Genomic DNA, 15,109 nt, shown 5'->3' with positions numbered 1-15,109 from the left:
ACGCTTGTTCGAATTTCGTTCCTCACAATATATTTCTTTCGATATGCCTCTTACGACCTTTCGCCCGTTTTTTTCGGCATGTTTGCTTCTCGTCGTGTTTGGAGCTTCCGCTTGGGCCACGCAGCGTCCTAACGTTGTTCTGGTCATGACTGACGACCAAGGGTATGGCGATGTTGGTATCCACGGAAACCAGGTTGTACGCACGCCCCATCTCGATCAATTCGCACGAGAAGGAACCCAACTAACCCAATTCTATTGCAGCCCAGTATGTGCCCCTACACGTGCTGCGTTGATGACAGGGCGTTACTTTTACCGGACTGGTGTTATTCATACCTCGCGAGGTGCAGCCAGAATGGCCAGTGAGGAGAAGACAATGGCCGAGGTGTTTCAGGATGCCGGGTATGTTACCGGTATCTTCGGCAAATGGCATTTAGGTGACAACTATCCTTTGCGGCCGCAAGATCAGGGTTTTCAGGAAAGTCTCGTTCACAAGTCAGGCGGAATCACCCAGCCTCCTGATCAACCTAACGACTATTTTGATCCGCTATTGTGGAAGAATGGCGAACCTGTCCAAGCCCAAGGATATTGTACCGATGTCTTTTTCAACGCCGCTATCGACTTCATCAGGGATAGCCAAGATGTCCCCTTCTTTGCTTACATCGCCACGAATGCCCCCCACACGCCGCTGATTGTGGACGAGGCCGCGTGGAAGCGTTATGCCGACCAAGAACAAGACGAAGTCACCGCGAAGGTGTATGCCATGGTCGAGAACATTGACGAGAATTTTGCTCGACTACTGAAAACACTCGATGCATTGAAACTGCGAGAAAACACGATCGTCATCTTTCTGACCGACAATGGCCCGCAGCAGAAGAGGTTCAATGGAGATCTTAGTGGGCGAAAGTCTATGGTGCTTGAAGGAGGGATTCACGTTCCTTGCTTCGTCCAGTGGCCTGCCAAACTGAAGGGAGGAGATCAAGTAAGTACGCGTCACGCCCACCTCGATTGGTTGCCAACGTTAATTGAAGCAACTAGCATTCAGGCCGATTTGCCAAACAAGATCGACGGCGTTAGTTTTTGGCCGCAACTAAGTGGCAAGCAGAAAGAAGTAGAGCCCCGCAAACTCTTCTTTCAAGTGCATCGTGGGCTAGATCCAGAACCGTATCACAACGCGGCCGTTCTGGGTGAGCGGTATAAGCTCGTTATGAATGACGGTAGCTTCGGGCACGAGAAGCTGACAGATGTGCCAGAGAAGCAGCGAACGGGTTTTCAGCTTTTTGATTTAAGTAAGGATCCTAGCGAACAAAATGATCTGGCCAAACAGATGCCAGAGAAGGTAGCGGAGCTCACCAAGGCCTACGATGCCTGGTTTGCGGATGTGAAGGCTTCACGAGAGTTTGCTACGCCAGCGATCTTGTTGGGGGCGAGAGCGACCGAGTCGACTCTTCTATGTCGCTACCAGGACGGATACTACCAAGGTTCGCGGCACCTCGGCTGGAGGGTAGAAGTACAAGAGCCGCTGTTGGTGCAATTGCGTTTGAATCAGGTAGCCAAGCCAGGCGAAAAGCTGATGGTACAGTGGCTAGGGAACGTTTTCGCCTACGATATCGAGAATCTAAAGGAACCGGTCACCGTGCTTCCGTTAACGCCCGGGACCGGCTTGATGGACGTTTGGCTGCAAGCCGAAGGCACACCACGCGAGTTCATCAAAGACAACTCAACAACGGGCGATGTCGTGGTCAGTCCAGTGCGTGAAGGAGACTGAACTCAATCTCCCAGGCCGAGTTCCACAGGGACCGAGACCTTTTCCCCCTGTCGTATGACACTCAATACGACCTCTTCTCCCGGCGTCTTATTCTCGATAGACGAGAGGAGGTCGTCTGCCGATTGGACCTGGTGCCCGTCAATTCCAACGATCGTATCGGCTTCGCTGCGATCGAGTCGAGTCTGCTCGTAGACGAACGGACCCCGTTGGACCTGCTCGCGAACGAGTCGAAATCCGCGAATTCCAGCTTCATCCGCAGGTCCGCCAGCCGCCACCGTCGCGACCGTCAGTCCCTGCTCGGTTTGATAGACGCGCGTGATTCCGATGTCGGGGCGAATGACGCGCCCATTCTTAACCAGTTGAGGCACCACTCGCTGGATTGCAGTGGCGGGGATCGCAAATCCGACTCCCGTGTTTTCGCCAGTACTCGATGCGATGGCTGTGTTCATCCCAATAAGACGACCACTACTGTCAAACAGCGGTCCGCCGGAGTTTCCTCGATTCAAAGCTGCGTCAATTTGAATGATTGACTTCATCGTTCGGCCGCTACGCGATGGCAGAACTCGATTTAAGCTTGAGATGATGCCAATGGTCATCGTTCTTTCCAGGCCGAATGGATTGCCGATGGCATAAACCTTTTGGCCAACTTTCAGACGCGAAGAGTCCCCGAATTGAACCGGATGAAGAACCTCTTCGGGGGCTTCGATTTTCAATACCGCGATGTCGTTAACCGGATCCTGCCCAACGAGTGCCGCGTAATAGCTTTCGCCATCGAAGAGCGTTGCACGGATCTCGCGGGCTCCTTCGATCACGTGGTAGTTGGTCAGGATGAGTCCTTGCTTGTCGAGCACGCTTCCGCTGCCCGAACCTTCCGCAGGGCGTTCCATCATAAAGAAGTTGTCGATTTGGACACTTCGCGTGGTGATATGAACCACGGCACGATTACCTTGCTCGTAAACGTAGATGTTTCGCTGTTCTTCTGGCGTAAATTCCAGCTGCTTGGCATTCCACTGGGGAGTGAAATCCTGCGGAGCCGAAGCAACGCGTTCCTGGGCGTTGAGCGAACTGGAAAACAGGAAGATGGCAATCAATGCGGTAGGGAGAAATACGCGAAGTGTAGTCATCGATCGGTACTCCTAAGGCGAAGGGTGACTCTCCTGGGGAAAACGAACTTTCGAAATCATTCGCACTTGTCGATATACGACCAAGCTGGAAATTGGTTCAGCCGTCGAAAAAAAGGACTATTTAATACGTTCTTTGAGACGTTGTTGGGTCAGAAGCATCAGCGTGCGATGCGTACCAAGACGCGAGATGTCGCTGTCGTCGTCGGTAGGAACGAGTTGCTCGTAGTCTCCGTCAGGATTCATCACCCAGGCCTGACGGCGATCTTTCATCAGTACGTCGAGAATCTCCCATACTCGCTCTTTGTGTGCACGTAATTCAATCGGTGCACAGGCTTCGACGCGGTTACTCAAGTTCCGCTGCATCCAGTCCGCCGAGCCGATATAGAATTCGCCGTCGAGTGGGTCTTCCGAGCCGTTGGCGAAGTAGAAGATGCGCGAATGTTCGAGAAACCGGCCGATGATACTACGGATGGTCACGTTATCGGTGAGACCAGGCAAACCCGCCCGCAGGCAAGAGAACCCACGTACAATGCATTCGACCTGAACACCAGCCTGGGATGCGGCAATGATCCCTTGGCACATTTCCGGATCTTCCAGCTGGTTGACCTTGAAAATAATCATGGCCGGCTTACCAGCTTTTTTGTTCTCAATCTCGCGACGCGTCTTTTCCAAGAACTGCTCCCGCATGTTCGTGGGGGCCACTAGCAGCTTTTGGAAATTCGGTTCACGAGAACGTCCTGTCAGGGCATGAAACAGGTTCACCACGTCGGTCGTTAGCATCGGATCACAGGTAAATAGCCCCAGGTCGGTGTACAAACGTGCCGTTTTCACGTGGTAGTTGCCGGTACCAATATGCGCATAGCAGCGGATGCCATCGGACTCTTGACGCACCACGAGGGCAATTTTCGTGTGGGTCTTCAGGCCGAGGACACCGTACACAACGTGGGCCCCGATCTTCTCAAGTTCCTTCGCCCAGTGAAGATTGCGTTCTTCGTCGAAGCGTGCTTTGAGTTCGATCAGGCAGGCCACTTGCTTGCCAGTCTCAGCGGCACGAATCAAGCTGCGAACGAACGGCGTGTCGTCCCCGACTCGGTATACCGTCATCTTGATCGCGATCACTTTCGGATCGTTCGCCGCGGCACGAATGAACTGCTCGACACTGGCATCGAAGCTTTCGTACGGATGATGAACCAGGAAGTCGCCAGACTTGATAACCGAGAAAATATCGGCCTCTTCGCCAGCGAGGTCAGCCGGAACGATCGGGTTCCAGGGTTCATCGCGAAGTTCTTTGATGTCGAGCGATGCTAGCGGCCACATCCCGGCGTAATCCAGCTCGCCAGGCACCTCGTAGACATCATCTTCCGAGAGATCGAATTGATGCATCAGTAGCGAGCGAACCCACGGGTTGGGATCTTCTGAAAGTTCAAGACGCACGACTGGCTCGAACTTTCTTTGACGCAGTTCTTCCGCGACGATCGTGCGGATGCTTTCCGAGTCGTCGTCGTCTTCGATTTCCACCTCCGAGTTGCGCGTAATGCGGAACAAGGTCGAGTCGATGATCGTCATGCCGGGGAATAGCTTCTCGGCGTTGTAATGAATGAGATCGGCCAGGCGAATATACGACCGAGCATCATCCATCTCAGAATCGAGTTGGATCCATTGCGGCAGAATGTTGGGAACCTTGACCCGGGCAAACAGGTTTTCTTCCGAGTCAGGCACACGCAGCACAAAGCCCAGCGAAGTCGAGAGATTCGACATGTAGGGGAAAGGGTGTCCAGGATCGAGCGCCAACGGCGTCAGCGCCGGGTAGACGTTGCGGTTGAAAAAGAGATGGGCTTTCTCGCGTTGCGAATCGGTGAGTTGATCCCAATCTAAGAGATGGATGTTATGCTCGGCCAGCAGCGGCTTGAGTTCCCTACGGAAACACTTGGCCCGCTGCTTCAGCATAGGGATGATGACCTGCCGCATCTCTTGCAGACGCTGTTGCACAGGTACAGGGCCGATGACCTTATTCTTAAGACGTTCGGCCTGACTGCGAGTTCGCAAAAGGCCAATCCGCTTCATGAAGAACTCGTCCAGGTTCGACGTGAAAATCGCCAGGAACTTGATTCGCTCGAGGCCTGGGTTGCGGTCGTCGAGCGCCTCGTGAAGGACGCGGCTGTTGAATTGAAGCCATCCCAGGTCGCGGTCAGAGTAGGCGTCTCGCCAGGAATTATCGGTAAGATCCGTTTCGGGCAAGGAAGTCTTCAGATTCTGGTCAATCAAGCGTGCCGTAATTTCCTGCGTCATCAGTCCTTAGAGCCTTTTTCTGCGGAAAGCTTTGCTTGTGTTACATCTGGGGTGGAAAGAACAATTCTATCTCATAAGGATGCCGACTGGGGCCCCCAGATGTAGGTTTCCGACTGAATTAACGGTGAAGATTGGTCTTGGGGTTGGTCGACGAAAATATTACAACGACCCCTCGAAGAGGTCTCTCTGAGTTCTAGCATGGACCTGCTGGCATGGCGATAGATACGAAAATTTGGACTGGCCCTGGCCGACCGGCCGTCTTCCTGGACCGCGATGGCACGATCAACGAAGAGGTAAAGTACCTCGGCTCGCCCCATCAATTGCGGATCATTCCAGGAGCCGCCGAGGCGATTGCACGCCTGAATCAAGTCGGCATTCCGGTGATTGTCGTCACGAACCAGTCTGGCATTGCTCGTGGTTATTACACCGAGGACGATGTTCAGGACGTGCACAATTATATGGACAAGCTCCTGGCCGACCACGGAGCGTCCATCAACGCATACTACTATTGCCCCCATCATCCCGATGCAATCGTAAAGAAGTACGCGGTCGATTGCGAGTGCCGCAAGCCACGCATCGGTATGCTTAGCGCCGCGGCCGCTCAAGAAAACGTCTCCCTCAGTCAGGCCTACGTCGTGGGGGACAAGCGATCCGATCTACGAGCCGCCGTCAACGCCGGGGCCCGAGGCATCCTGGTCCGAACCGGATATGGCATGCAGACCGAAGAAGAACTTCTTCGCGAAGCAGAAGCCACCGGGGCGGCATTAGTTACGAACATTGTCGACGACCTGGCTGCCGCGGTTGAGCAGATCTTGTCCGCTCTTAACCAGACTCAACCGCAGAGTGTGAAGCCGCCCAAGTTCGCTTCTACTTATCGCCATCACCGACCGGAGATAGGTCGACATTATCCACACTGATCGCCTCAGGCTGACTGGGCTCAGGGGGTGGAGGGATCTCGGCCCCAATCGGCCCGAGTTCTTCCGAAGCTTCCGTGATCATTTCCACGACCGTGGAATCGATCGGGGTTGGCTCGGTCGGTTCGGCCTTGGGTTCTTCCGCAGGTGCCTCGGCAACTTCAGGTTTTTCTGCAGGCTTCATCGGCTTGGCGGCAGGTTCTTCCGCAATGATCGGCTCGCTGACCGGCATTTCAGCGTTGACCTTGCGCGCGGCTGGTTTCGGCTTGGGTTTGGCTTCGGGCTTATTCTGGGGTGTGGCTTTCTGCTTCGCGGCGTTTACTTGTTGTTGAAACGCAGCCGCTAGAGGGCTTTCGTCGGCGTTGTCTGCCGGATTATTCCGCGATACCTGATTGTCTGGATCGGTTGACGCTTCGACAGGCTCTTCCTCGGTGGGCTCCTGAGTGGGAATCGATTCGACCGGGACGTCCGCTTCTGGATTCGTTTCAGTCGGCTCATTCCCTTGGTTTGCAAGTTCGCGCATTTCAGCCGTTCGCAGCTCGTCGGGAACGAGGAAGTAAGCTTCCGGTGGAAGCTTCGGAACGATCTTGAAGACGTCCTGGTGACCGAACCACATGATCATGAGCACCGCGATTGCCAGACCCGCGGCCCCGCCCACCACGATCTTGGCGAACTCCAGAATCACATTGGGTTCCGCTTTCTTCGGCTTGCGGGCCGGACGCGAGGAGTCGAACTTCGCCATCGGCGGGCTGCCAGCCAGCGGTCCCGATTCCTTGATCTGGAAATCGCTTTTCGGTTCGATCGATTCGCCGGTCAGGCTGTATTCGCTAGTATCGGCCAGGCCTACCGGGACGGCGATGGTGACTTCGGAGCCTGGGCCAGAGACGATTTCCGCTTCCGGGGGCAAGCTCGAGAAGATTTCGCTCAAAGGAAACTCTTCGCTACAACGTGGGCAGCGAATAACTGACATTTCCTTCGCTGAGGCGGGAATGCGAATGGAGTCGTGACAACGAGGGCAGGAACTCAACAGCATGTGGGGCTCCGAATGTGGCAATATCGACTGACCGCTCGAAAGCGCGGGAGGGGAATTGGACAAGGGCTCCCCACGGCGGCCAGAGGCAACCAGCTATTCTACCAGGAATGTACGAAAATGGGTCAAAAGAGGCCAATTGCCGCCAAGTTTTCTGCAAAACGGGGTGCGATTGCGCCTAGCTGGAAGTTTAGATTTCTGCGGGCTAAACTAATAGTACCTGCCTGACCTACCCCATTTGACCCTTCATTCGCTCGAATCTGGAGCATTGCCTGTGACTGGTAGCCCCTGGACTTCTCGGCTCATTCCCTGCTTCGTGGGGATTTTACTTACTCTACTTATTTGTGCTGACACCGTTGCTCAGTTTGGTGGGGGTGGCGGCTTTGGTGGCCGTAGGGAATTCAAGCCCAAGATCCAAGACGGCGATCGGGTTGCCTTGATCGGTGGAACCTTCATCGAGCGAGAGCAGCAGTACGGATACTTCGAGTTGGCCCTGAATCTGGCCCTGCCGGAAACCAACTTCACGTTGCGAAACCTGGGTTGGAGTGGCGACACCGTCACGGGCATCTCGCGAGCACGCTTTGGCAATCAACAGGAAGCCTGGTCGCATCTGACCAAGTCGCTGGATCTTGTGAATCCAACGATCATTTTCGTCGCTTACGGAACCAACGAAGCGTTTCGCGGTCAAGAAGGGCTGGAAGAGTTTAAAGCGAACTACACAAAACTGCTCGATGAACTTGAGAAGCGAACTAAACGCATCGTGCTGATCAAGCCGCTGCCGATGGAAAACCTGGGACCACCCTTACCTAACCCAGAAGAGTACAACGCGAATGTCGAACTCTATGGAGAGGCGATCAAGCAATTGGCCTATGATCGCGGTCACAGCACGATGGGCATGAACGACGCATTCTCAAAGTACAAGCCGACCCTAAAGAGCGAGCCAGAGCATTTGACAGACAACGGTATGCATCTGACCGAATTCGGGTATTGGTATCTCGCTCCGAAAATGGTCGAAAGCGTAGCACCTTGGACGTGGTTTAATGAGGTACCTCGCAAAGCAGTTGCTGCTAACCCCCTGAAACCACATGATAAGGTTTTTGTCCGTCTCCCTTACCCACCAGCACCTGGTGAAGAAGCACCGAAGTCAATTCAGTTTGCGATTCATTTCTATCAGGAGGGCAAGGCTATACTGAAAGGTACTGGGGATTCTCCTGATGTGGAGGCTACCACCGAGCAGTGGGGACGTGGCGTCGATATTCCGGCGACGGCTATTTATGCCAAGACAAAACAGCTTCATCAGGCGATTCTCCGCAAGAATCAGCTATTCTTCGATCGCTTCCGCCCGCAGAACGAAACTTATCTCTACCTGTTCCGCAAGCATGAACAGGGAAATAACGCGGTCGAAATTCCTCAGTTCGATCCTCTGATCGAAGAGCAAGACAAGAAGATCTTCGAGCTGAAACAACCAGTCACCTTCGACGTGAAGTTTGAAGAAGCGGCTAAGTAAGTTTCACTTTCTATTCTAATTCCATCCTTCCTCGATATTGAGATATTCGTCCCCATGAACCGCCCTGCCATTACCTTGCTTCTGCTGCTGATCGCTCCGGCAGTCTTATTTGCCCAGCGTGACCTGAAGGTGATTCCCGACACCGATCCGGCTGCGGAACAACGGTCGTTTACCGTGGCCGAAGGTTTCGAAGTGAACCTGTTTGCTTCGGAACCGATGATCGCCAGCCCGATTCAAATTAACTTCGACGCCCAAGGGCGTTTGTGGGTTGCGTCGAGTTCGGTCTATCCCCAGATCGAACCTGGCCAGGTAGCCGACGACAAGATCCTAATGCTGGAAGATACCGATGGCGATGGTGCCGCTGATAAGTCGACCGTCTTTGCGGATGGCCTGCTGATTCCTACTGGCGTGCTTCCTGGTGATGGTGGCGTGTACGTGGCCAACAGTACCGAACTGCTGCACATGAAAGATACCGACGGCGACGGCAAGGCGGACCAGAAGCGTGTTGTGCTTTCTGGTTTCGGTACCGAAGACACGCACCACATCCTGCATACGCTCCGCTGGGGCTACGACGGGATGATGTACTTTAACCAATCGATCTACATTCATAGTCACATCGAAACACCGCATGGCGTGCGCCGTTTGAATGCGGGTGGCATCTGGCAGTTCCGTCCTGAGACGATGGAGCTGGATGTGTTCTGCCGTGGATTTGTGAATACCTGGGGACATCACTTCAACGACTACGGTGCGAACTTCGCAACCGACGGCGCTTATGGCGAAGGCATCAACTACACCTTTCCTGGGGCCGTGTTTGTTACCGCTGCCGACTCACGTCGATTGCTCCAAGGACTGAATCCCGGGAGCCCAAAGCATTGCGGCTTGGAACTGGTCGGCGGTTCGCACTTGCCGGAAGACTGGCAGACCAGCGCTATTACCAATGACTTCCGCGCTCATCGCGTGTGCCGTTTTGTGTTGGAAGAAGATGGTTCCGGCTACGCCAGTCGCCAGGCCGAGGACGTCATCAAAGCATCCCACGGTGCATTTCGACCTGTCGACGTGAAGATGGGCCCCGATGGAGCGATCTACATTGCCGACTGGTACAACCCCATCATTCAGCACGGTGAAGTGGACTTCCGTGACCCCCGCCGCGATCACGTGCACGGACGTATCTGGCGGGTAACTAAGAAGGGAAGCCCCCTGGTCAAACCGCAAAACCTGCACGAAGCGTCTATCGAAGAGCTTCTGGCCGCACTGAAGTCGCCGGAGAAATGGGTTCGCACTCAGGCGAAGCAACAGTTGAAACAACGATCAAGGACGGATGTGCTTCAGCAGCTTGCTGCTTGGATGCAGGGACTGGCTAAAGACGATCCCGCAACAGAGCATCAGCGTCTGGAAGGACTGTGGGCCTATCAGGCACTCGATGAGACGAACGAAACGTTATTGCTAGAGATGCTGGCCTCGCCGAATCACAACATCCGCGCCGCGGCTGTCCGGGTGGCCTCGCAGTGGCATGATGAAGTATCGGATCCGCTCGGGTTGTTTACCGCAGCCGTTCGTGACGAGCATCCACGCGTTCGCCTGGAAGGTGTTCGTGCACTGGCCACGATTCCAAGTTCCCAGGCCATGATCGTCGGACTAGAAGCGACACGACAGCCAATGGACCGATTCCTGGACTTTGCCGTTTGGCAGTTGGTCGAGGACCTCGCCCCAGTTTGGATCCCCGATTTGAAGGAGGCCGTTGCCAATAACGACAAGAACTCGAAGATCTTGCAGGACGCCAAAGCGCATCCAGCTAGTTGGGCGTTCGCCTTTGAGGCGATTCCCAATGCCGAAGTTGCTGAGGCTGCGATTCTGTTACTTCCCGATGCCGATGCCGAAACATCGGGTCGTCTGGTAGAACTAGCGGCTCAGCGAGGTGGCTCTCAACTACTGGGTAATCTGCTCAATTCGATTTTGCCAGGGGGAAGTCGAGCCGGCGATAACTCGCAAATCGTGCCGATCCTCAAGTCATTCCTCGTCGCTATGCAGGTTCGAAAGACGAAACCAGAAGGCGACCTGGCGGCGATCGAGAAGCTGTACGCTTCCGACTCACCAGAAGTTGCCGCATTGGCCTTCGATACGGCGATTGCCTGGAACGTGGCTTCGCAAGACCTGGTGCGTGCCTACGCATCTGGCGAAAAGGAACTTCCTGCAGCAGCACGTGTTGCCGCGGTGCGGGCCCTCGCAAAGATGCCTGGGCAGCCAACTTCCAAGTTGCTCGTTGATTTGATTCAATCCGACGCAGCGGACCAGGCCGTTCGACTGGCGGCCCTGGAAAGCCTGGCCACCTTTGCTTTGCCTAATGCGGCGAATCAAACGGCCGTGCTCTTGGCGAAAGAAGGAAACGCCATCCCGGCCGACGCGTTGCTGGCACCTTTCGTCAGTCGCAAGCAAGGACAGATTCGGCTTGCGGAAGCGCTGAAGGATAAGAAGCTTCCACGAGACCAAGCACAACTGGCCCTCCGCTCGGCTCGCAGCAGCAGCCAGGCATCGCCGGAACTTGTCGCGGCGATTCAAGCGGCAGGCGGTCTGACCGAAGGGGTTCGTCAGTGGTCTGACGACGAATTGGCCGAGATCACCAGGCTGGTCATGGAGTCAGGCGATCCTCATGCTGGCGAAGCGATCTTCCGCAAGGAGGCACTGAACTGCTTCAAGTGCCATGCCATTGGCGAAGCTGGCGGCAATGTGGGGCCAAACCTGATCAGCCTGGGGGCAAGTGCCCAGCCAGACTACATCGTCGAATCGATTCTTCGCCCCAGTGCAAAGGTGAAAGAGAACTTCCATTCGTTGATCATTTTGACCGACGAAGGCAAGGTGCTTACCGGGATCCCGGTTCGCGAAAACAAGGACCTGCTCGTCCTGCGTGATGCTGAGGGACGCGAGATCGAAATCCCACAGGAAGCTATCGACGATCGTGCCGAAGGCCGCTCGCTGATGCCTGATGGTTCGATCGATGCCTTGACGACGAAAGAGATCGTCGATCTGGCGGCGTTTATGTCGAAGCTGGGGAAAGCGGAAGAGTTCTCGATTGGCAGTCAGAAGTACCTGCGGTCGTGGAAGACACTCACCTACAACGACGAGTCGAATCGAGCGATCAACCGTTCGAGTAACAACACCGTCGCTGCTGGGAATGCCGCTTTCGTATGGAAGCCTGTCTTCAGTCAGGTCGATGGTGGTGTTCCACTCGCAGAACTTCCGGTCTATCACCCGCACCGCAACCAACCACAGTTTGCCTATCTCCAGACGGACATCGGCGTCGCTAGCAGCGGTACGTTCCGGTTTGCTTTTGAAGGCCCCGAAGGACTGTCGGTATGGCTGGACGGTAAGCCTATTCCAACGGCTAAAGAACTAGAGGCAGATTGGAAACCGGGCGTGCATCAGTTGACGCTTGCGATCAACTTGGATGAACGGAAGGAATCAGTCAAAGTCCGACTTCTGGAAGACCAATCGACAGGCCGCCTGGCTACAGCGGCGAAGAAATAGCCGCGAATGATGAGAATTGGGGGGAATCTTGCCTTGACCTGCAACTTACCCCTTTGGTAGTTACACGCTTCGGTCCAGCTAATTAGTATCGTCACAGGTTGACGGGGGACTTGAGCGTCATCGTGAAAAAAAATTCTCATCATCCGATTTCCAGCATTGCGGGCTCCCTGCTGCTAGCACTTACGGTGCTTGCTTCTGGGCAAAAGGTCGTAGCCCAAGGAACCATTGCTCCGGCACCTGTTACAGGATCCGCTGGAGCTTCCATTCAGGGCTGGGATCCTTATTCCACGGCTCCGCAGTACGGATCGTATAGTCAGCCTGGATACGGCGCGCCCACTTATGCTGCGCCGCCGACATCTAGCTATCCTCCGCCGAGCAGCTTTCCACCAGCACCTTCGAGTCCGCCTGCTAACTTTTCGACGGGCCCGAACTCATTCTATCCTCAGCAGCCGCAACCTCTTTATCAGCCTGCCCAGCCATTTGCTGTTCAACAGCAGCAGTACCAAATACCGTACGAACGCTTCATGGAGAACCTGGCGTTTCAGTACACGTTTTTACCCAAGCTGAGCGACGACGCCGATTCCTTGCAAACGCAAGACTTCGAGACCTCGGTCACGGCGCTGTTTCCTAATTTCCTGTTCAGCGATCACCCTTTGTTGGTCACCCCTGGGTTTGTGCTTCACCTGTGGGACGGTCCATCGACCATGGTGCAGGACCTGCCGTCGAAGGCCTATAGCGCTTACCTCGACCTGGCTTGGAATCCGGAGCTTACGCCTCGGTTGTACGCCGAATTAGGTTTCCGTGTAGGCGTATATACCGACTTCGAAACGATCAACTCGGATAGCTTGCGGTTTCAAGGTTTGGGCGTGGGCAATATTCGCTTGACTCCCACCATGACATTGAAAGCCGGGGCGGTGTACATCGACCGCATGGATAAGAAGTTGTTGCCTGTCATCGGTCTCTTATGGGAACCCGACAGCTTGACTCGCTTTGACATTACCTTCCCTTACCCTCGTCTTTCCAAGTACTGGACTACGGTCGGTGATCGCAAGGTGTGGTGGTATGTTGGCGGTGAGTATGGTTACGGTAGCTGGACGATTCAGCGCTACGACTTCATGGCCATGGATAGCGTAAGCGACCAGATCGATATCAACGATTACCGCGTCTTCGTGGGACTCGAAGCAACCCATCCCAATCGTCTGCGAGCCTACGCGGAAATTGGATACGTATGGGATCGAAACATTCTGTATCGGGCTCCGACGATTCCCAACCTGAAAGTGAACGACACCGTGATGTTACGAGTCGGGTTTAATTTCTAAGGCGAGGCATTGAAACACCCATCGATTTACGCAGCATTTCTGGTGGTCATTGGATGCCTCTTCGGAAGCGCCGTGACGGAGCGTGTTCACGCGCAAATGCAGCCTTGGGCGCAGCGCGACCTGAGTACCCTTCCGCGCGAATCCGCCTATCAGCCGATACAACGGATTCCACCCACGGAAGTCTTCCCCGGCGGATACCAATTGCCGCAGTATCCAAAGACGGGCTCGCCGGGAAATCCGCCTGTTCCGGCAACGCTCGTTGCAGAGAATCCCCCAGAACTGAGCACCCTTTCCGATGATATCGAAAAGCAGGATGCGCTTTACCTGACTGAGGATGAAGTCTTCTCGACACGTCCAAAGCTGAGCCCGGCTAAGGATGGGTTTCTGCAATCGCTGACGATTCAAAGTACGTGGATTGCTGGCAGTGGCGATAATATTGGCATGACCGAAGTCAGCGGTAGTGCGACCGTCGGCTTTCCGGCCCCCACACGCGAATCACCCTTGCTGCTGACGCCTGGTTACGGAATGTTCTTCCTGGTTGGTCCCGACTCGGTTCAAGCTCCGGCGACTCTTTACCAGGCGTATCTCACCACGCGTTGGATGTCGCAATTGTCTCCTAAGTGGGGGACCATATTGTCAGTTACGCCTGGCGTGTACAGCGATTTTCAGCGTACCGATAGCAATGCGTTTCGCGTGAGCGGTATGGCGATTATGTCATACCAGTGGACCGAAACGATTCAATTCCTGTTCGGCGTAGCCTATCTCAACCGCGACGACTACCCCATTCTGCCGGTGGTCGGGCTGGTTTGGACACCTGACGACGATCATCGTCTGGAGCTTACCTTCCCACGCCCTCGTTATATGCAACTGTTCTCGTATGGCGATGGTTACGAAGACTGGTGGTACGTTTCTGGTGAGTTTGGCGGGGGGACATGGAGCGTCGAACACCCAATTGGCGAAAATGACTCACTTACCCTCAGCGATTACCGCCTGATCATTGGCATGGAACGCAAAACGGATGGGGGAGGCAAGTCGTTTTTGGAGATCGGCTATGTGTTTGGTCGAAAATTCGAATACAAAAACGATCCCGTCGAACTCAACATGAGTGATACTATCATGCTACGAAGTGGCTGGTGGTACTAATCTTGGTTTGAATGCTTGACCAACTCTTTTTCGAGCAGTTTCATATTGCGGCGATTGGCTCGGAACGTGACGTCCAGCATGTCACCGACCAGCGGTACGAAACCGATGATGAAGTCGACCAGAACATTCCAAACCATTTTGATTAAGGTCCAGCGGCTTGCCCCTAAGCGATAAGCCTCCCACAAGAAATAAGCGGAGACCGCCGTTGTGGATGCATCACCGACAATCGGTATTAAGCCGAGCACGGCATCCCAACCTAGTTTGATCTTAGTACCCGGAACGGTTGCTGCATCGTCAAACAGATGGGTGATCGTTTGAAGCCGTTTCATCAGCTTCTCGCGATCTTCTTGCGAGAGGGAATGCTGGGCATGCTTTCCTACCTTGCGAACAGCACTGGGAGTGCTGGGACGACGAGGCATCAAGCGTGACGTATTCGGACTTAAATAGCGAATGTTCATGGCTTGTTACCGGGGTTAAAGGTGCAGCACGCTTGGGT

At 54.6% G+C, this 15,109-nt stretch carries 10 protein-coding genes; 6 read left to right on the top strand and 4 right to left on the bottom strand.

Annotation, left to right across the window (positions count from 1 at the left end; genetic code table 11):
• The first annotated feature begins 43 nt into the window (after positions 1-43).
• Positions 44-1,765 carry an arylsulfatase gene (locus C5Y96_RS08700; RefSeq protein ID WP_105352108.1) on the top strand — a complete coding sequence of 574 codons (1,722 nt, stop codon included), beginning with the start codon at positions 44-46 and terminating at the stop codon, positions 1,763-1,765.
• Between the two features lie 2 nt (positions 1,766-1,767).
• On the opposite strand, the gene C5Y96_RS08695 is transcribed toward C5Y96_RS08700, so the two are convergent.
• Entirely contained in the window at positions 1,768-2,889 is a 1,122-nt protein-coding gene (locus C5Y96_RS08695) for a S1C family serine protease (RefSeq protein ID WP_105352106.1), read from the bottom strand.
• 117 nt (positions 2,890-3,006) lie between these two features.
• Positions 3,007-5,178 (bottom strand): polyphosphate kinase 1, encoded by a 2,172-nt coding sequence (ppk1, locus tag C5Y96_RS08690; RefSeq protein ID WP_105352104.1) that lies wholly within the window; start codon positions 5,176-5,178, stop codon positions 3,007-3,009.
• A 212-nt stretch (positions 5,179-5,390) separates the two neighbouring features.
• On the opposite strand from ppk1, the gene gmhB reads away from it, so the two are divergent.
• Positions 5,391-6,095 (top strand): D-glycero-beta-D-manno-heptose 1,7-bisphosphate 7-phosphatase, encoded by a 705-nt coding sequence (gmhB, locus tag C5Y96_RS08685; RefSeq protein ID WP_105352102.1) that lies wholly within the window; start codon positions 5,391-5,393, stop codon positions 6,093-6,095.
• Here gmhB and C5Y96_RS08680 read toward each other — a convergent pair.
• Positions 6,046-7,062 (bottom strand): hypothetical protein, encoded by a 1,017-nt coding sequence (locus C5Y96_RS08680; RefSeq protein WP_105352100.1) that lies wholly within the window; start codon positions 7,060-7,062, stop codon positions 6,046-6,048. The genes gmhB and C5Y96_RS08680 overlap by 50 nt on opposite strands.
• Before the next feature lie 334 nt (positions 7,063-7,396).
• Here C5Y96_RS08680 and C5Y96_RS08670 point away from each other — a divergent pair, with 334 nt between their 5' ends.
• The 4 genes from C5Y96_RS08670 (at position 7,397) to C5Y96_RS08655 (ending at position 14,613) form a co-directional block, all read left to right on the top strand.
• A complete protein-coding gene (locus C5Y96_RS08670) occupies positions 7,397-8,629 on the top strand; it encodes an SGNH/GDSL hydrolase family protein (RefSeq protein WP_146115576.1) in 1,233 nt (410 codons plus the stop codon).
• 54 nt (positions 8,630-8,683) lie between these two features.
• Complete coding sequence (locus C5Y96_RS08665; RefSeq protein ID WP_105352093.1) at positions 8,684-12,151, top strand: PVC-type heme-binding CxxCH protein; 3,468 nt, start codon at positions 8,684-8,686, stop codon at positions 12,149-12,151.
• Between the two features lie 122 nt (positions 12,152-12,273).
• Positions 12,274-13,470, top strand: coding sequence for a hypothetical protein (locus C5Y96_RS08660; RefSeq protein ID WP_146115575.1), 1,197 nt, complete (start codon positions 12,274-12,276; stop codon positions 13,468-13,470).
• Between the two features lie 72 nt (positions 13,471-13,542).
• The gene (locus tag C5Y96_RS08655; protein WP_146115574.1) at positions 13,543-14,613 is read left to right on the top strand and encodes a DUF6268 family outer membrane beta-barrel protein; all 1,071 of its coding nucleotides are present in this window, start codon (positions 13,543-13,545) and stop codon (positions 14,611-14,613) included.
• Here C5Y96_RS08655 and C5Y96_RS08650 read toward each other — a convergent pair.
• Entirely contained in the window at positions 14,610-15,071 is a 462-nt protein-coding gene (locus C5Y96_RS08650; protein ID WP_105352085.1) for a DUF4112 domain-containing protein, read from the bottom strand. The two genes, C5Y96_RS08655 and C5Y96_RS08650, sit on opposite strands and share 4 nt — an antisense overlap.
• Positions 15,072-15,109 lie beyond the last annotated feature (38 nt).

Origin of the sequence: Blastopirellula marina, assembly GCF_002967715.1 — a bacterium.
In the GTDB taxonomy this organism is placed as follows: Bacteria; Planctomycetota; Planctomycetia; order Pirellulales; family Pirellulaceae; genus Bremerella; species Bremerella marina_B.
This window is presented reverse-complemented; position numbering and strand designations above follow the sequence as displayed.

Bases quoted from the DNA above. Each gene is read 5' to 3' on its own strand.
- C5Y96_RS08665 (WP_105352093.1), top strand. From the start codon at position 8,684: ATGAACCGCCCTGCCATTACCTTGCTTCTGCTGCTGATCGCTCCGGCA.
- C5Y96_RS08700 (WP_105352108.1), top strand. From the start codon at position 44: ATGCCTCTTACGACCTTTCGCCCGTTTTTTTCGGCATGTTTGCTTCTC.
- C5Y96_RS08680 (WP_105352100.1), bottom strand. From the start codon at position 7,062: ATGTCAGTTATTCGCTGCCCACGTTGTAGCGAAGAGTTTCCTTTGAGC.
- C5Y96_RS08650 (WP_105352085.1), bottom strand. From the start codon at position 15,071: ATGAACATTCGCTATTTAAGTCCGAATACGTCACGCTTGATGCCTCGT.
- ppk1 (WP_105352104.1), bottom strand. From the start codon at position 5,178: ATGACGCAGGAAATTACGGCACGCTTGATTGACCAGAATCTGAAGACT.
- gmhB (WP_105352102.1), top strand. From the start codon at position 5,391: ATGGCGATAGATACGAAAATTTGGACTGGCCCTGGCCGACCGGCCGTC.
- C5Y96_RS08695 (WP_105352106.1), bottom strand. From the start codon at position 2,889: ATGACTACACTTCGCGTATTTCTCCCTACCGCATTGATTGCCATCTTC.